This is a genomic window from Clostridium sp. CM028 (assembly GCF_030585565.1).
GTDB lineage: Bacteria > Bacillota > Clostridia > Clostridiales > Clostridiaceae > Clostridium_AD > Clostridium_AD estertheticum_B.
The window spans coordinates 2,559,441-2,577,853 of record NZ_CP077766.1; the positions used below are offsets into that span (position 1 = coordinate 2,559,441).

General features: G+C 30.3%; 19 protein-coding genes and 1 tRNA gene. 10 read left to right on the plus strand and 10 right to left on the minus strand.

Translation table 11 applies throughout. The annotated features are described in order from the left end of the window. Positions 1–346: 346 nt before the first annotated feature. The 6 genes from KTC94_RS12000 (at position 347) to KTC94_RS12025 (ending at position 5,279) form a co-directional block, all read left to right on the plus strand. Positions 347–1,342 (plus strand): CPBP family intramembrane glutamic endopeptidase, encoded by a 996-nt coding sequence (locus KTC94_RS12000; RefSeq protein WP_216303775.1) that lies wholly within the window; start codon positions 347–349, stop codon positions 1,340–1,342. A 60-nt stretch (positions 1,343–1,402) separates the two neighbouring features. Next, positions 1,403–2,308 (plus strand): PhzF family phenazine biosynthesis protein, encoded by a 906-nt coding sequence (locus tag KTC94_RS12005; RefSeq protein WP_220286271.1) that lies wholly within the window; start codon positions 1,403–1,405, stop codon positions 2,306–2,308. Between the two features lie 86 nt (positions 2,309–2,394). Beyond that, entirely contained in the window at positions 2,395–2,712 is a 318-nt protein-coding gene (locus tag KTC94_RS12010) for a ClbS/DfsB family four-helix bundle protein (RefSeq protein WP_366510024.1), read from the plus strand. 27 nt (positions 2,713–2,739) lie between these two features. Beyond that, a complete protein-coding gene (locus KTC94_RS12015; RefSeq protein ID WP_216303777.1) occupies positions 2,740–3,267 on the plus strand; it encodes a VanZ family protein in 528 nt (175 codons plus the stop codon). Positions 3,268–3,488: 221 nt separating this feature from the next. Further along, positions 3,489–4,193 (plus strand): 2-phosphosulfolactate phosphatase family protein, encoded by a 705-nt coding sequence (locus KTC94_RS12020; protein ID WP_220319867.1) that lies wholly within the window; start codon positions 3,489–3,491, stop codon positions 4,191–4,193. A 36-nt stretch (positions 4,194–4,229) separates the two neighbouring features. After that, positions 4,230–5,279 (plus strand): S-layer protein, encoded by a 1,050-nt coding sequence (locus KTC94_RS12025; RefSeq protein WP_369811904.1) that lies wholly within the window; start codon positions 4,230–4,232, stop codon positions 5,277–5,279. A gap of 161 nt (positions 5,280–5,440) precedes the next feature. Here the strand turns inward: KTC94_RS12025 and KTC94_RS12030 are convergent, their stop codons facing one another. Continuing rightward, the gene (locus KTC94_RS12030; protein ID WP_216303780.1) at positions 5,441–6,616 is read right to left on the minus strand and encodes a class I SAM-dependent rRNA methyltransferase; all 1,176 of its coding nucleotides are present in this window, start codon (positions 6,614–6,616) and stop codon (positions 5,441–5,443) included. Between the two features lie 374 nt (positions 6,617–6,990). Here KTC94_RS12030 and KTC94_RS12035 point away from each other — a divergent pair, with 374 nt between their 5' ends. Then, positions 6,991–8,547 carry an ABC-F family ATP-binding cassette domain-containing protein gene (locus KTC94_RS12035; protein WP_165412355.1) on the plus strand — a complete coding sequence of 519 codons (1,557 nt, stop codon included), beginning with the start codon at positions 6,991–6,993 and terminating at the stop codon, positions 8,545–8,547. 47 nt (positions 8,548–8,594) lie between these two features. Here the strand turns inward: KTC94_RS12035 and KTC94_RS12040 are convergent, their stop codons facing one another. The 6 genes from KTC94_RS12040 to KTC94_RS12065 form a co-directional block, all read right to left on the minus strand. Further along, on the minus strand, positions 8,595–9,458 hold the full coding sequence (locus KTC94_RS12040; protein ID WP_220319865.1) for a hypothetical protein: 864 nt from the start codon (positions 9,456–9,458) through the stop codon (positions 8,595–8,597). A gap of 149 nt (positions 9,459–9,607) precedes the next feature. Beyond that, a complete protein-coding gene (locus KTC94_RS12045; protein ID WP_216303782.1) occupies positions 9,608–10,045 on the minus strand; it encodes a hypothetical protein in 438 nt (145 codons plus the stop codon). 167 nt (positions 10,046–10,212) lie between these two features. Beyond that, on the minus strand, positions 10,213–10,866 hold the full coding sequence (locus KTC94_RS12050; protein WP_216303783.1) for an HAD family phosphatase: 654 nt from the start codon (positions 10,864–10,866) through the stop codon (positions 10,213–10,215). 60 nt (positions 10,867–10,926) lie between these two features. After that, positions 10,927–11,451 carry a phosphatase PAP2 family protein gene (locus tag KTC94_RS12055; RefSeq protein WP_165412351.1) on the minus strand — a complete coding sequence of 175 codons (525 nt, stop codon included), beginning with the start codon at positions 11,449–11,451 and terminating at the stop codon, positions 10,927–10,929. A gap of 86 nt (positions 11,452–11,537) precedes the next feature. Then, the gene (locus KTC94_RS12060; RefSeq protein WP_220319864.1) at positions 11,538–12,884 is read right to left on the minus strand and encodes a [Fe-Fe] hydrogenase large subunit C-terminal domain-containing protein; all 1,347 of its coding nucleotides are present in this window, start codon (positions 12,882–12,884) and stop codon (positions 11,538–11,540) included. Between the two features lie 169 nt (positions 12,885–13,053). Continuing rightward, positions 13,054–13,129, minus strand: a tRNA-Pro gene (locus KTC94_RS12065). Between the two features lie 339 nt (positions 13,130–13,468). On the opposite strand from KTC94_RS12065, the gene KTC94_RS12070 reads away from it, so the two are divergent. After that, positions 13,469–14,089, plus strand: coding sequence for a LysE/ArgO family amino acid transporter (locus KTC94_RS12070; protein ID WP_220319863.1), 621 nt, complete (start codon positions 13,469–13,471; stop codon positions 14,087–14,089). 72 nt (positions 14,090–14,161) lie between these two features. Here KTC94_RS12070 and KTC94_RS12075 read toward each other — a convergent pair whose 3' ends face one another. Next, positions 14,162–14,485, minus strand: coding sequence for a hypothetical protein (locus KTC94_RS12075; RefSeq protein WP_220319862.1), 324 nt, complete (start codon positions 14,483–14,485; stop codon positions 14,162–14,164). A 330-nt stretch (positions 14,486–14,815) separates the two neighbouring features. Here KTC94_RS12075 and KTC94_RS12080 point away from each other — a divergent pair, with 330 nt between their 5' ends. Next, the gene (locus KTC94_RS12080) at positions 14,816–15,160 is read left to right on the plus strand and encodes a hypothetical protein (RefSeq protein WP_220319861.1); all 345 of its coding nucleotides are present in this window, start codon (positions 14,816–14,818) and stop codon (positions 15,158–15,160) included. A 19-nt stretch (positions 15,161–15,179) separates the two neighbouring features. After that, positions 15,180–15,611, plus strand: coding sequence for a hypothetical protein (locus KTC94_RS12085; protein ID WP_220286279.1), 432 nt, complete (start codon positions 15,180–15,182; stop codon positions 15,609–15,611). A gap of 62 nt (positions 15,612–15,673) precedes the next feature. Here KTC94_RS12085 and KTC94_RS12090 read toward each other — a convergent pair whose 3' ends face one another. Continuing rightward, a complete protein-coding gene (locus KTC94_RS12090; RefSeq protein WP_216303789.1) occupies positions 15,674–16,579 on the minus strand; it encodes a PhzF family phenazine biosynthesis protein in 906 nt (301 codons plus the stop codon). A 184-nt stretch (positions 16,580–16,763) separates the two neighbouring features. Beyond that, entirely contained in the window at positions 16,764–18,143 is a 1,380-nt protein-coding gene (gene murC, locus KTC94_RS12095; protein WP_216303790.1) for a UDP-N-acetylmuramate--L-alanine ligase, read from the minus strand. Positions 18,144–18,413 lie beyond the last annotated feature (270 nt).

An 18,413-nucleotide genomic window follows, 5' to 3' on the forward strand; every position in this document is an offset into this window, starting at 1 on the left:
TTACTGGAATGCGTTCACATCGCTAAGTACTTCTAAAATTTATTTGCATATGCTAAAAATAAAATAAATTGTGAATTACTAAGGCTTGTTCAAACGCATTCTGCGTAATATATACTTTCGTTAGCATTTTCTAAGAAAAAAGAGCTTATCTCAAAAAGAGCAAAAGCGCTGTAATTATAAGTTTTAAAAGAAAGATTAAATTATCATATAAAGACTTCAGAAGGAGATTTATACTCCACTGAAGTTTTCTTTTTTTGCTATGGTAAATAGTGGTATAATGTTTGTAGCAGTTTGGTGGGAATAAAAGCTAATTATTTAAAAATAGTTTATTGAAGGGGGAGATTTTATGGACACAAATTTGACTAAAATTAAAAATGAAATATTAGCATTCTTATTAGCTACTTTTTCAATTACATTTGGTATGGGTCTAATAATGTTTTTTGTTTATAAACATATTGATGCGAGTGGTGTCCAAGCATTTGCTATAGTACAGATGCTTTATCCTGCGTTAGCGGCTATTGGGATAAGAATTTATTATGAAAAAAATAGTATTTCTAAGGGATTGATGGATTTCTTTACGTTCTATATTATTTTTAGTGTTTTATGTATCATTATTTTAGTTGTTGGAGTTTTTGCTTTTCCGGGACATGTATCAATTGTTATAAATACACTAGTAATTATAGCTAGTATATTTGCTTTTACTATAATAATGATTAACAAAGATAATCGTTTTGAAAAAATTAGTATGGTTTTTAAAAAGAACTTTAAGACTGTTATACTATTAGGTTTATTGTATATTGTACTTAAATTAATTATAGTTATGTTTGGTGGACTTGTTGATGGTAATTTATCTGAAATACTAAAAAAGACTATGATGCGTATTGCTTTACTTACTATTATTGTACCAATTGGTGTTGTTTCATCTTTTATAATATTTTTTGGAGAAGAACTGGGATGGAGAGAATACTTACAGCCAAAACTTCAAGTTTTATTTGGTAAAAAACTTGGCGTTATTATATTAGGATTTATATGGGGAATATGGCATTTACCACTTTGCTTTATGTTATATAGCCCATCAACCCCTATTTACTGTGTAATATCTCATATTTTCTATTGTATTCTTCTTGGTATTTTCCTTGGGTTTGTCTATATGAAAACTAGAAACATTTGGTCAGTTATAATTATTCATTTAATTAATAATAGTATGATTATTAATGAGAGTAGTGCCTATGACACAGTAATAACAGCAAAATATTTAGTATTAGGTTTAATATTTTGTGCTATTGTATTCCTACCATTTCTATTTACTAAAGAGTATAAGGGTAAGATGAGTGAGGGATAACGATTAAATCTAGGTATTCTAAAACATTAAGTTGATTAAGAGTAGGGGGGTAAAACATAAATGGATGTAATAAAAAAATTTTGCGTCATAAATAGCTTTACATATAATGGACGAGGTGGGAATGCCGCAGCTGTATTTATTCATCAAGGTGAGTTAGAAGATTATGTTATGCAAAATATTGCTCGTCAACTTAATTTAGTCGAAACGGTGTATATTACCGAAAGTGATGAAGATGGAATAGATTTTGATATTAGATATTTTACTCCAGATAATGAAGTCAAAATTGCAGGTCACCCTACGGTAGCTGCATTTATTGCACTTGAAAAAGCAGGAAAATTAAGTCCAATAATAAAAGAAAAATATTTAATCAAGACAAAAGATGGAATAAAAGAAGTTAATATTGAAGAGCAGTATAATGACATGGTTGTTAAATTGAAACAAGAAACTGTTGAATTTGGGCTAATTATTGAGGAAAAGTATAAAATAGCTAAAGTTTTAGGAATTAATGATGATGACATAATGGATAATTTACCACTACAATGTATAAATACTGGATTAGGCCACTTAGTTGTACCAATAAAATCTTTAGATGGATTAATGAATGTTAAAAGGAACATAAGTCAATTAAAAGATCTATGTAATTTTATTGGTGTAAGAGAGGTGCAAGTGTTTTGTTTTGAAACTAAAGATGACTCATTTAATATTCATACAAGAAATATATGTCCAAGAGAGGGGATTGAAGATGCGGCATGCGGCATTGGAAATGCAGCAGTGGGTGCGTATTTGTTAAAGAATCATTATACTGATAGAAGAAGTATATCAATAAAAGCTGAACAGGGATATATAGTAAAAGTTCCGTGCGCAATTGATATATATGCCTATAGAGAGAATGATGATATTATGGTGAGAGTTGGAGGTACAGGTAAAGTAATAATTAAAGGTGATTTTATTGTAAGTAATATCTAAGTTATTGAGATATTACTTATGATTATCAAGGCATATAATTTAATGGGAAATAATAGTGATATATTTATAGAGATTAACATATTGTTATCACGCCAACTCCGAACTATAAATGGAATGATTTGGGTGGGTTATATGAAAGTTTTTATAAACAATACAAGGGATATACTCTCAAAGAGTTATGCACTATGTTTATAAAGGCAGAACAGCAAATTATTGAAATGATTAACAGTTATACAGATGTCGAATTATTTCAGCAAAGCGAAAGAAAGTGGTCCTCATCAACTCCATATAATCGGTCAATGTGGAAATGGGTTCACATCAATACTGTTGCACCGTTCAAGTCCTTCAGAACAGAAATACGAAAGTGGAAAATATGTAAGGTGAACAAAAGATTATTCATATAATCTGTAATCAAGAAGGGAGAAATAAATATGTTACATACTTATTTACAAAATGGGATATTTGCATTTCATTATTCCATACGTATAGCATTAATTGTTTTCTGTGTATTTAATGGTATAAAATCCTTAGTTAAAAGAAAGCTTGAATTTAAACCACTTGGCATGTTATGCGAGTTCGCATGGATTCTTACAGTTCTTGTGATTTTGAACATCACTGGTATTATCGGTGGTAATTTCGGAACAACCTCAATATCTGATGGAAATGTACAGTTCAGTTTTGTCTTATTTGAAGAAGGATTATCTCCGGCAATTTTGTTAAATATAATACTATTTATCCCTTTTGGGTTCTTTTCAGCGATTGTTTTCAAAAAACTTAGGGATAAATGGATTTATGGAGTTTTAATAGGTCTCACATTCTCAGTAATGATCGAATTTCTCCAAACTTTTACTGGCCGTTTTGTGGAATTAGATGATGTACTAATGAATACAGTCGGAACATTCATAGGGTATGAAATATGGTTTTGGTTGTCAAAATTCAAGCAAAGACAAAAGAAATAAAAATGATTATCGTTGTGGAGACTATGCGTATAATCTTTAGTACGTAGGGTTCGTATTAGATGTCACAAATAATAAAGAGTTATGACGTTTTTATTTATAACGCACATAAATGAACTTTATACGGTTACTTAATCCTAAACTGTTATATAAAATAGTAATATGTACTATAATTATATTAGCGACACATAAGACAAAAAGAATTATTAGAGGAGGAAAAACATATGAAAATAGATATAATAATTTCTGCGGATGATATAAAAAGAGAGAAAATAGCAAATAAAACAGTGGTAGTAATAGATATGCTTAGGGCAACTAGTGTAATAACTACTGCGATGAACAACGGATGCAAAGGCGTAATTCCTGTTTTAACAGTTGACGCGGCAGCTGAGATTGTGCGAAATAGCAAAGAAGAGTTTATGCTTGGTGGAGAGAGGAATGCATTAAAAATAGAAGGGTTTCACTATTCCAATTCTCCATTAGAATACACTAGAGACACTATAGAAGGCAAAACTCTTGTTATGACTACAACTAATGGTACTAAAGCTATAAAAGGCTGCGTGGGTGCAAGCAACATCTTAATAGGGGCAATGATTAATGCTAAGGCTACTGCAAATAGAATAGTATCTTTAAATAATGATGTAGTAATAGTCAATGCTGGAACTTACGGTGAATTTTCTATAGATGATTTCTTATGCAGTGGGTACATAATTGATTGTGTGTTAAAAGAAATAGAAGTAGAACTTTCAGATATTGCTGTAACTTCACATTATATTTATAAGAATAATGAAGATATTCATGGTTTTATAAAATATGCAAGTCACCATAAAAGGATTACAGAGTTAGGATTAGAAGCAGATTTAGAATACTGTTGCAAAAAAGATATTATAGATATTGTTCCAGAATATAAGGATGGGATTATAGTTTAAGAAAATGTTATCAAGAATTTAGGGGGCAATTGGTTGGTGAAAAATAGTTATAAAATTGTGATTTTTAGTTTATTGGTAGTTATGTTAGTTGGATATATTCTAATCAATAAAATTATTGCTAAAAAAAATGAGCCATGTGAATCATCACAAGATAAACTAATTATATCTACTTTTTCCATGGATAATAAAGGTAGTATATTATCCATGGATGTTAAAAGTAAAATTGAGAAATATCTTATAACTGATAGACAGGTATGTATTACTGGTGATTTATATAAGGATAGTTCTAAAATAGTCTATGTAGATGCTTTAAATGATTATGATCCTTGGCAAATTTATTTGCATAATTTAAAGGATAATAAAAATTTCCAAGTTACAGATAATAAGTCTGGAAAAGCTCATCCCAGAGTTTCGGATGATAATTCAATATTTTTTTTAAATGCTCCTCATGGAATAGTTAAGGTTGCTAAAATAAAAATTGAAACAAAATCATATGACATAATTGACAATACTGATTCAGATAGAGAAGTAGATACTTTTAGCATTAAACATAATAATTTGCTTATATCAACCTGTTCGAATAGCTTAAGATTAAATAGTTGGAAAAAAAATGAAGGACAACTAAAACCATTGATTCATACTATTTTTAAAGTAAATTCAAATGGAAATAAATTAAGCAAAATTGCTACGATAAAAGCTTCACTAGTAGATTCGCTTTCATATAATTCTAATTATAAAAAGGTTCTTATCGGTGGTTCTGATATAAATGAAAATCCTGGGGTTGGTATATATGAGTTGTCTTTAGATACAGGGCATTTAACTACTATATTAACAGATAGCACTTTAGCGAATGATAACAATTCAATTGTAAGTAAAATTGCATATCCTGCTTTAGTAGAAATGTCCAAAGATGACAGCCTTGTATATTTTACTGGAGTGCCTAAAAATAGCAAAGAAGTAATGATAAGTGAAATACTCTGCTATCCAACGGCTATATTTAGTTATAATATAAATTCCAAAGAGTTAAAAAACATATTTAATCCTAAAGTTTCAAGTTTTATTTTTGATATGAATATTAAATATTAGTATGGATTTCTCCATAGTGACCTTGCACCAGGGTGCCTTGCACCAGGGTGCTTTGCAATAAGAAGAGCAGAAAAGATTAGAATTTCTTAATGAAATTTCATGTTTCAAGCTCATATTGCAAGCCACACAGGAGAAAGTTCATAGGGCAAACCCTTATTTTTTTAAACTACTTGGAATATGTAGAATTTCAAGTAGTAGGATTCATCAGAATTCCATAGTATTGGATGGTCTGATGCTTGAGTTCTAAACTCAACTTGTCTAAGTGTTCTTTTAGCATCTAATGCTGCATCGGCTATTGTATCTCTAAATATATCAGGGTACATAAAATGAGAGCAAGAGCAAGTTACAAAATATCCGCCCGGTTTAACCAATTTAATACCACGTAGGTTAATTTCCTTATATCCGCGTGTTGCGCCGTCTATAGTAGAACGTGACTTTGAAAAGGCTGGGGGATCAAGTATTACTACGTCATATTGTCTTTTTTCTCTTGACCATTCTCTTAATACATCAAAGGCATTATGGCATTCAAATTTAACAGTACCTGAAAGTCCGTTAAGCTCTGCATTTTTTCTGCAACAATCTACTGCATATTCAGAAATATCTACTCCAAGTACACTTTTAGCCCCAGCTATACCTGCATTAAGCGCAAAGGAACCTGTGTGGGTAAAACAATCCAAAACATCAGCATCTTTGCATAATCTGTGGATAGCTGCTCTGTTTTCCTTTTGATCTAGGAAAAATCCGGTTTTTTGACCATTTGCAATATCTACATAATACTTAACTCCATTTTCAATGATTTCTATATCGGTATCGAAGGGCTCGGTTAAGAATCCTGTTGTTTTCTCCATTCCTTCAAGCTCGCGAACTCTAGCGTCACTTCTTTCATAGACACCCTTTGCACTGTATTCCTGCATTAGTAACTTAACAACTATATCTTTATATTTGTCGATTCCTAGTGCTAAAGATTGAATAACATAATAGTCTTCATACTTATCTATAATCATTCCAGGTACAAAATCTGCTTCTCCAAACAAGAATCTACAGCTAGAAGTATCTATAACGGTTTGTCTATATTTCCATGCAGCGGCAAGTTTTTTTCTGAAAAACTCTTCATCTATTTCTTCGTGAATATCTCTTGTCATTATTCTTATGGCAATTTTAGAAACGTCATTTATGAAACCTTTCCCTATAAACTCCTGTCTAAAATTGTACACCTCAATTATATCTCCATTTTCATATTCACCATCAAAGTTTTCGATTTCATTTGCATATATCCAAAGGTGTCCATTTTCTGAATTTCTGCCTTTACCTTTATATAAGTAAAATTTGCAAGCCATTTTAAATTCCTCCTGTGTTATTTAAGGAGACATAACAATTTATAATTATTATGTCTCTTATATTTTTTATAGTTAAAACAATCTTTAATAAAATATTAAGCTATTTATCTATAGTAGTATACCACACTGAATTAATTTGTAATATAAGATCCATAAAATTGTTTTGACATAAAGACAATTATAAATTACACTAGTATATGTGTCATTTTTCAATGCACACTCGAATTAAGCATATTTAGATAAAATTGGACGTATTTTCTTTGCATGGGAATCTATATACAACATCTAATTATTAAGAACAAATAGATATATAACTAGAAATAGTTTTAAAATTATAAATATATAAAATCATACTATAGTAAGGAGAAATACAAATGAGTAGATTGGTAGTAAAAAATATGAGCCATGGATTTGGTGATAGAGTAATATTTGAAGATGTATCTTTTAGATTACTTAAAGGGGAGCACATAGCACTTATAGGTGCTAACGGAGAGGGTAAATCAACATTTATGAATATTATTACAGGTTCGCTTATGCCAGATGAGGGCGATGTTGAATGGTCAAGTAGCGTAAGAGTGGGATACATGGATCAGCATACGGTTTTGGAAAAGGGAAGAACTATTAGAGAAGTTTTAAGGGATGCTTTTAAATATCTTTTTGACTTAGAAGATGAAATGCTTAGTGTAACAGAAAAAATGGGCGAGGCATCACCTGAGGAACTAGAAAAGTTACTAGATAGAATGGGAACAATACAAGATCAGCTCGATAATAATGGATTTTATGGTATTGATTCTAAGATAGATGAGGTAGCTGTAGGAATTGGACTTAAAGATGTTGGCCTTGAAAATGATGTTGCAGATTTAAGCGGAGGACAAAGGACGAAAATTCTTCTTGCAAAACTTTTATTAGAAGCTCCAGATGTTCTACTACTTGATGAGCCTACTAACTTTTTGGATGAGCAGCATGTAGAGTGGCTTAAGAGATATCTTCAAAATTATGAAAATGCATTTATCTTAATATCTCATGATATTGAATTTCTAGACGGCGTAATTAATATAATATATCATGTGGAAAATAAAAAACTAACTAGATATATAGGTTCATATAACGAATTTTTGAGAGTTCATGATGCTAAAAAGAAGCAAATGGAAGCTGATTATGAAAGACAACAAAAAGAAATTACCAAACTAGAGATTTTTGTTGCTAAAAATAAATCAAGGGCTTCTACAAGTGGTATGGCAAAATCAAGACAAAAGAAATTAGATAAAATTGATAAAATGGAAATTACAAAAGATAAACCAAAGCCGCAATTTGATTTTAAATCTGCAAGAGCTTCAGGGAAGATATTATTTAAAACTGTGGATTTAGTTACTGGATATGATAGTCCATTATCCAAACCATTAAATTTATATATGGAAAGAGGACAAAAGATTGCTTTAGTTGGGGCTAATGGTGTTGGAAAAACAACATTGTTGAAGAGTCTTATGGGTGATATAAAAGCTGTTTCAGGGCATACAAACGTAGGAGATTATCAATATATAGGATACTATGAGCAAGAAATAAAGGGAGTCAATCGAAATAATTGTATTGAAGAATTTTGGCAAGAATTCCCTAGCTTCACTCAGGGTCAGGTAAGATCTGCGCTTGCTAAGTGTGGACTTACTACAAAGCATATTGAAAGTAGAATTACTGTGCTTAGTGGTGGAGAGCAAGCAAAGGTAAGACTTGCGAAACTCCTAAACAGGGAAACTAATATATTGATCTTAGATGAGCCTACCAATCATTTAGATGTAGATGCTAAAGAAGAGCTCAAGAGGGCCCTAAAAGAATATACAGGAAGTATACTTATAGTTTGTCATGAACCAGAATTCTATCAAGATGTAGTAACAGATGTATGGAACTGTGAAGAATGGACAACTAAAATCGTATAATTTACAACAAAAAGAGCTAGAATAATTTCTAGCTCTTTATATATATATCACTTTTTTAAAACTTCTAATCCTAGGTCTAGAATATTTGCAAATAATGATAATGTATTAGTATTTGGAATAACATTATTTTTAACATCTAATAATTTTCCAAGCCCATAACCCGTGCATATGCTAACAGTAGGAAAATCAATTTCACCGAGGTTACAAATAATATCACTTTCGTTTAATTTTATTTTAGTTGTTTCATCAATAGGTTCTAGTATGATATAAAGCCTTGTAGAAGGGTTGTATCTTAGAACTTTTAAAGTATCACTTATTAGTATCTCTTTAGGGTTAGTGTTAATATCATACTTTGAAGTAGATGAAGCAATGTTATTTATAACAAAGTAATAAATATTTCGTTTGTAGTTTACCTTATTTTTAAATTCTTGTAATCTTTCTAAATTCAACTCTATATCTACTGAGATTTCATCATTTTCTAAATTGTTAAAGCTTTCTTTTATGTAAGTTAATTCTTCTTTTCCATCAAGTTCTCTAGCTAGGATATCCATACAGTTATCATAAATATCTTGAAATGAACTAAATGGTAAGGAATATTTTATATTATCTAAGACAAGGTAGACCTTGAATTTAGCAGATTTATTACTACTTTTAGATGAATAATTAACTTCAACTAATAAGAGTTCATGGAGTAGCTCTGTATCAAGTGTTATTTTCTGAATTCCTTTACTAAATTGTAGAATGTAATTCTCATTAGTAGATAAGCTTTGTGTATGTTGATTTATTATATAAGTACTTTTAAAACCAGCTTCAGTAATTTCACCAACTCTCAATGAACTTTTTATTGAAAGTTTTTTTAAATTTATATATGGTCTATTTGTACATAGGTTGCTTTTAGATATTATTCTCATATTAAACCCCTTTAGTTCTAACAAGATTGTTAGTTTGATTTATAAATTATAACATAATTAGCATTCTGAAAATGATAAAACTAATTACTGATGGAAATAAAGATTAATTTTAAAAGGCATATATTTTATGGATATATGCCTTTTGTTTTTTAAGTAGGAATCTCCTCTTGGTGACTAACAGTGTCGTCCAGGGTAATTATGTTATCTTTTTTTATCCATCCTTTATTATTAATGGTGGTCTGAGAGTTTATAGATACTTCATACCATGAAATATCAAAAATATCAGCGGAATCTTGAATCTCTACGGTCGTACTTTTAACTATATTAGATAGAACAGGTGAAATTTCAATAGGACTTAAATACAAACTACAACTCTCTTTTATAGTTCCGCTTTTAAAAAGAGGTAGTTTGTATTTTATTACAATAGGACCCTCAGCACAACGTGAAGTTTCAATTTTTGATTTGAGTTCTCTATTTTGCCTAGAGATAACCTTTAGCTGGGTTTTTTGAGTTGATAATTTTTGGTCCATAATATAACAATAAATACCAAAGCATATCAAAAGAATAGAAAAAAGAAAAATGAGCAATAGTATCTCTCCTTGTAAATTACTTCTTTTAGATAATGATATATTAATATGATAGAGTTTAATCGGCAAGTTTGTGCATATGTTAAATAGTTATATTTATTCTTAGTATATTCTATTCGATAGAAAACAAAAACATTCACAAAAAAACTCATGTATACACATGAGTCTTAAATCGCTGTAGTTAACTCGTTATATCCTATTATATACATATCTGCATGATTAACAATATCGTCCCTTTGTTCTTTGGAGAAATCATCATAGACACCGACTACTCTCATTCCGGCGGATTTTGCACCTTTAACTGCAGGAAGTATATCTTCAAATACAATGCATTCCTCTGGGATTACGCCTAATTTTTCAGCGGCAAGTAAATATACATCGGGAAAGTCTTTCCCGCGAGATACTTCATCAGTTAGAGTTATGCAGTCAAAATAATGGTAGATATTATTAGCATGTAGTGCAGCTTCTAACAAAAATTTACTATTACTTGTAGCGAGACCGATTTTAATATTCAGGGTTTTAAGTAAAGATAAAAACTCAACTACACCGGGCTTTAGTTTTACATTATTAAGATACTCCTCATGGGCATAATCGTTCCATTCATTTTTAATTTCGTCTATAGTATCTAATATACCGAAATTATTTTTAAAATATGCCGCAGTCTCATTGAAGCTAAGGTGCTCTATTTGGGTTTTTAGATTTTTAGGTAAATCTATATTTCTGCTTCTAAAATAATTTTTATCTATTCTATCCCAAACCCACATAGAGTCTATTAGGGTTCCGTCTAAATCGAAAATTGCAGCTTTAATATTTTTTAGCATTTAATCACCTCTTATATAAGTATAACAGGTCGAAATGTAATTAAATACTAGGATTTAAAATTAAAAAAATCTGTAAGTAAGAAAAGAACAAGTACTTCCGATAAAAATACCCATAATAACATCGGTAGGATAATGAACGCCTATGTAAATTCTAGAAATTCCTACACAACAAGCTATGGGTATAGTTATAAACCCAAATATAGGGAAATATAAAGCTATTATTATAGCTAATGAAAATGCACCAGTAGTATGACCTGACGGAAAGGAGTATTTATCTATGCCTATTTTTTTTATGTTCAAGTTTGGAACTGTTATAAAAGGTCTTAATCTAGTAACGCTTACTTTGAGAATCTTACCAATGCCAGTGCTGATTGTTATAGAAATCATAGCTTTAATAGCTATGGTGTGAACAATAGTACTATTAAATAGAAAAGCAAGGGTACAGAATATAAACATAAAAGAAAAAGAACCTAAGTAAGTCATAATTGGCATTATAATATCTAAAAACCTACACTTCCAAGAATTATTTATAATTCTAAGCAGGCTAATATCTTTATCGCTTATATATTCAAGTAATCCTTTCATAAAACCCCCCTTTGAATGCAAAAAAATATATTAATTACTGAGTATTATACCATATTTTAATTTGCATTTATATTGCAAAATATTATCTAAAATTCTCTGTTGAATATTTTGGTTTTGTTTTTATCTTTAAAATCATCAACAGTATTAATTCCAATTCTACTTAGAATTTCGTTCATACAATCACTATCTAAGGAAGTTTTAATTTTTGAACTTTCTGCAAACTTATCCACTCTACGTTTTCCGCAGCTTGCGTCAATCAAAGCTTTAGGCCCTCCAACACAACCACCAACACAACCCATACCTTCTATAAAATTTGCATTAACCTCTACATTTTGAGCTTTAGTAAGTAGTTTTTTACATTCTTTTACACCGTTTCCTTGAATAGCGTTTAATAAATGATATTTTTCAGGAAATAATTTTTCTATAACGTCTCCAATTGCTATAGATACTCCTCCTGTCCTAGCGTAAAGCCTGCCGCCTCTGGAAGCATACTCACTGGATACAGCTTGTGGAAGTTTTTCTGGGTCGATGTTTAATATATCAAAAATATCCTTAAGTTCTGAGAATGTAAGAACAAAATCAATATCACCTAAAAGGTCTTTTTCCTTAGCTTCACCCTTTTTTGCAATGCAGGGACCTATAAAGACTACTTTGCAGTTAGGGTTTAATTTCTTCAAAATTCTACCACAGGCAATCATAGGAGATACAGAGGGAGATACATACTTCACTAAATCGTGGTAAATCTTTTTTACCATCCCTACCCACATAGGACAACAGCAAGAGGTGATCATTAAATCTTCTTTTGTTTTAATGTGCTCATCAAATTCTACGGATTCTTTCAATGTAAGCATATCCGCAAAAAAAGCAACTTCAACCATATCTGTAAACCCCATTTTTTTAAAAGCGGTTCTAAGATTATTTATATTAACATTTTCTCCAAATTGACCAGTAATGGCAGGGGCTACAGCTGCTATTACTTTCGAATCTCCTCTTAATAAATTTAAAAGAGGAATAAACTCTACCTTGTCCATTAAGGCACCATTCGGACATGCTTCTACGCAAAAACCACAGTCTGTGCATTTATCATTGTCAATATAAGTAGTATTACTTTTATTATCTATTAATATGGCATCAAAAGGGCAGGAAGATTGACATTTTGTCTTTCCAGGCTTATCTGTACAATCCATAGTGCAGCCTTTGATTTTATTTACAATTTTATAATTTGATTCATAAGAAAGGATAGCTTTATTTAAATCATCTATGTAATTATGAGAAAAGTCTACTTCAACTCCGCAAAGTGAGGAAATTACGGAGCTTAACTCAGTTTTATTAATATTATCCTTAGACAGTAATTCCTGTACTTTGTTTTCAAAATTATCTTCATAATAGGATTTAGCTAGGGATTTAAAAATTTCATTATACATTTTATTCAAAATAATCACTCCTAAGTTGTTATTAGATATGTAATGACTTTAGCATATTATCTACAAAAAATAATAAAATAGTAGGCTATTATCTATTTTGTCAAAAATGATGAGTTTTATACATACTAACGAATAAAAATTTATAATAAAAAAAGAGTTGTCATTAGACAACTCTTTTTGGTCGGGGTGACAGGGATTGAACCTGCGACCTCATGGTCCCAAACCACGCGCGCTCCCAGCTGCGCTACACCCCGAAGACAACTTAATTATACAAAACAAATGCATAAATGTCAACAAAATTGGTAAATATTTTTGAAAATATAAAACATGAAATATGTAAATTATAAATTCTACTTGCTGACAACACTAGTTATTATATAAAACAAATGCATAAATGTCAACAGTTTATTTTTGTTTTATATAACTGGATCTTGCCACAATTTTCTGAAAACATTATTGCATTTAAAATTTTTATAGATTACAATTAAGTTCAAATTGTAATCTATAAAAATTAATAATCTCACATAAATAGAGGTGCAGATAAAGAGGTAATTTTTAAGTGATAAGGATATATATGAGTTAGGGGGACCGAAATGTATAAATATATAATACAAGGCTTACTCTTAGGTTTCGCATACGTAGCACCCATTGGTACACAAAACATATTTGTAATAAATACGGCTATACGCAAAAGTAGACTAAGGTCATATCAAGTTGCATTTATTACTATATTTTTTGATATATCACTTGCGCTTTCATGCTTTTTAGGTGTAGGGGCGCTTATGGAAAGGTTTAAACTTTTAAAGATACTTATTCTTTTACTAGGTAGTGTAGCAGTAATCTACATTGGAGTAGGTCTCGTGAGACAAGTACCACAAGTTGAATCGGGAGAAACTGTGGATGTGAATAAATCATTTATAAAAATAGTATGGACATGTTTTGCAGTAACCTGGCTAAATCCCCAGGCTCTAGTTGATGGTTCCTTATTATTGGGTGGGATGAGAGCTTCACTTCCAGTAAACATGTCAAGCTACTTTATTATAGGAGTATGCTTAGCGTCCTTCATTTGGTTTACCTCATTAGCAACTATTATTTCGCTATTTAAAGGGAAGTTTAACATTAAAGTTATTAAAATAATAAACTTAGTATGTGGTATAGTCATAATATTATATGGATTTAAATTAGCATATTCTTTTGTTAAATTAATTATTTAGGGAATGTGTAAAAGAAGAGAGCGGCTTTTAGGATGATATAAAAACAATATTATCCTAAAAGCTGCTTTATATTTATTTATTTTTGACATTTTTTTCTTTATCACCGGCGCCTCTAGTAGGTACAGTAGACATAACAAAACCTACAAGGATTGATAATAAGGCAGGAGCTAGTATGTTAATATATACTATATATCGTGTTTTGTATAAAACTAGAGCTATGAGAGATGTTACTAGTGCTGTAGATACAAAAATAATAATTACGAATTTTGCGAAAGAACTCATGAATTTCTCATACAATCGGTGACGAGTTGGCCCACTTATAATACTTCTAAATAGAAAATATGAAGCAAAGATTATTACGACATCTACTATAGCTGAAACTAGAAAATTTTTCATTATATATACCTCCAAAACATTTTTTCATATCTAGTGTTACCAAAGACTAATGTTTATACGCAATATAATTATAAATATTGAAATTTAAATATGAGTGTTTACATTAGTAGATTATTTTGGTAGTACAAAATTTAGTTGCTTTAAAATGTAAAAAAATGAAAAATACAATGAGGGATATTATGTTGAAAATTACAGAAATAGTTTTTTGAAATATATAGATGGTTTTAGGATTATTAGATAAAGGTAATATTGTGACCGGTAGAGAATATATAATTGATAAAGATACTTATGAAATAGCCTAATACTAATATCTTTTATTGGAGGTGCCATATGATTTATGAAAAAAGCAATTTGAAAATAATAGGCGATTTCGCAATAAAGGAAATACAAAAGGATGAATATAACGTTGATTTAATAATCGAAGTGGAGTATCGGTGCGTAAATTTATATTTTGAAAATCTGCCTAAGTACATAAAGTCTAGAATACAATTTCCATCTGTTAAAAGTATATTTATTAGATTTTGTAATATAGAAGATAATAATATATGTACAGTGCATTTTTTAAGTGATAGTGGAATCCATTCCACTATGGCAAATTTTGAAATAGATTATAGTGAAATATATATTGAAGTAACAGATAAAGAATTTTTCGTGGAGCTGAAAATACACAAATAGTATCTTAGGAGGGAAGCAATTGAAAGAAATTAAATTTAGTAGAGTAACAAAAAAAATGGCTATGAAGCAAGGTGCATTCAGCATTTTAATGAGCTTTGCATTATTAATAGGAGTCATAGGATCATTTGTTCGTGGAAGAACTGGAATTGCGGGAATATTTCTAATGGTGACATTTGTATCTATAGGATTTTCAATATCTTTTATTATAAAACTTAGAAAACTAGAAAATTTAAATTATTTAAAATTTGAAAAGGATAGATTTGAACTTAATAGTAACTTTGCGTCAAAGGGGAAGACTATTATGTTTAATGATATAAGTAAGGTTGCAATAACAAAAAAATATATTGCAATAAAAGTAGGTAAAAAGCCATATAATATCCTTCTTCAACATATTGAACCTGAAAGCGTTAAGGCAGTAGAACAACTTTTCATGAGATATAATAGAAAGTAAAAAAGCTCATATCCTTATTTTAGTATAAGGATATGAGCTTTAATTTTTTTAATTTATGTAGATTAAATAAGCCCCTCCATAACAATGACCGATTTACCCCCAACCTTTACTGTTAAGTTTTCTTTGCTTCCTTCTAATCTTACGATTATTTTACTAGGTCTATTCATATAGTAGCCTTGTTCACAGATTATAGTTATATTATCTTCAAATTTAAGCACATCATTTTTTACTAGATAGGCACCAAGTGCCCCATTAGAAGTTCCTGTGGCAGATTCTTCATTTATGCCAGCAGCGGGACCAAAGTTTCTACAAGATAGAGTGGAGGAGTCTTCTTCAGTTTCAAGCGTAAAGGCATGTACCCCAATAATATTTAGATTATTACTATATTCAGTTAATCTAGTATAGTTTGGATTTAGGGATTTTAATGCAGACAAACTTTTGACCGGAAGCATAATGTCTGTAAGGCCGGTAGATACAGCTTGAGGAATGAGGCTATACCCGGATATTCCTATATCACGTGCATTGATACCCATGATTTGTGCAAGTTCATATGTATTTGCAACATCAAAAACAAATTTGGGTTTAGCTTGAGTCATCATTACACTATCGATTTTATTATCTTTAAAATAAAGTTCAACTGGTAAAATACCGGCCTTTGTTTTTTGTTTTACAATTTTAACATTATCAGTTCCAGTAATAATACCTTTTGAAGCTAAAGAAAAAAAAGAACCAATTGTAGCATGACCACATAAGTCTACTTCTTGGGTAGGTGTAAAAAATCTTACCTCATAATCTGCTTCCTCATCTTTCATAGGAAAAACAAAGGCAGTTTCCGATAAATTCATTTCTCGGGCGATATTTAACATATCGGTATAATTTAATCCAATAGCGTTAGGTACTACACCGGCTGGATTACCACCGAAGGGCAGATCTGAGAAGGCATTTACTTGGTAAATAACTTTTTTCATAAAGAACACATTCCTTTCTAAGGTTAATTTTAAATAAATTTTCAGGATTACACTCCTAATATAGTGGTTGTAGACAAACACATAAATAAAAAATAAGCCTACATCTGAAAGACGTAGACTTAAGCCTTAAGTATTATGGATTATTTTATAATTTCATAAAAATACTTTAGATAAATATAAACAATTATTTTAGGTACATTTCTCCTATTTTAACGATGTCTCCTGCACCCATTGTAAGAAGAATATCTCCTTCTTTTAAATTATTGTTAAGATGATCAACAATTTCATCAAAGCTATGAAGATTTATGCAATTTACACTTTTCTCTCTTATTCTATCTCCAAGCATATTTGAACTTATTACTCCAGTATCTTTTTCCCTGGCAGCATAAATATCTGCTAGTATTAAATTATCCATATCATAAAAAGAATCTGAAAAATCTTCAAATAAGCTTAATGTTCTTGAATAAGTATGGGGTTGGAAAACACAATAAATTTTATTATGAGGATAATTTTTTGTAGCACTTAAAGTTGCTTTAATTTCTGTAGGATGGTGGGCATAATCGTCAATAACAGTTACGCCATTTTTAATCCCCTTTAACTCAAATCTCCTATGTGTACCCTTGAAACTAGAAAGGCCGCGCGTAATTGAGTTTTCAGAAAAATTAAGGATTAGTGCGGTGCCTATACTTGCAAGAGCATTTAGAACATTATGCTGCCCGGGTACATTAAGATTTATTTGAAATAGTCTGTGACCCTCTTTGTATACATCAAAGGTGGCACAACCTAATTCATTATAACTAATATCTTTTGCCTTAAGCATTCCGTTATTTATTCCGTAAGTAAGTATGCTACAGTTGTAATTATGATTATGGAGAATAGTTTTAACATTTTCATCTTCCACATTCGCAACTAAATAACCTTCTTTTGGTATAATATTAATGAATTTTATGAAGGTATCTTTAATGTGATTTATGTCTTTATAGTAATCTAGGTGATCCGCATCTATGTTTAATATTGTTCCTATATAGGGAAAAAACTTTAAGAATGATGCTTTATACTCACAGGCTTCTGTAATAAAATAGTCGCTATTTCCAGCTAAAACATTACCTCCGATAGCATCTAATTCTCCACCCACGAGTATTGTAGGGTCTACATCCTCTTTTAAAATGATGTGGGCAAGCATTGAAGTGGTAGTAGTCTTACCATGTGTACCCGCTACTGCAACATTATATTTGTGACCTTTCATAATTTGACCTAAAAATTCAGCCCTATCTATTAAAGGAATGTTTAACTCTTTAGCCTTAATGTATTCTGGATTTTCAGGAGAAATAGCAGCAGTGTAAACTACTAAGTCTGCAGTATTTATGTTATCACCATTATGGCCTATATAAATTTGAACACCTTTTTCTTTAAGTTTGCTTGTGATATGTGATGAATTCATATCAGACCCAGAGACTGTATAGTTGTTTTTTATGAGTATTTCAGCAAGACCACTCATACTTATACCACCGATTCCTATGAAATGAACTTTTTTGTTTTTATCTCTTATAAAATCAAAAGACATTATATCAACTCCTTAAAAATGATTATGACTATTTAGTATATGCAAATCGCATTAGTATTGATTATAACAAATAAATGTATATATGTACGTCTTAATTATATACAAAAATACAAAAAAACTAAACACATTATAGAATAATATTTTTTGAAAATGCCTTGCATCAAATTATAAAGCTTAAAAGCTGTCAACAAGTTTTTGCACGTAAAGTAACTAAATCTCTTGAAATTAGCTATTAGGCATTGTAATAAAGATAAAAAAGATTTACAATTA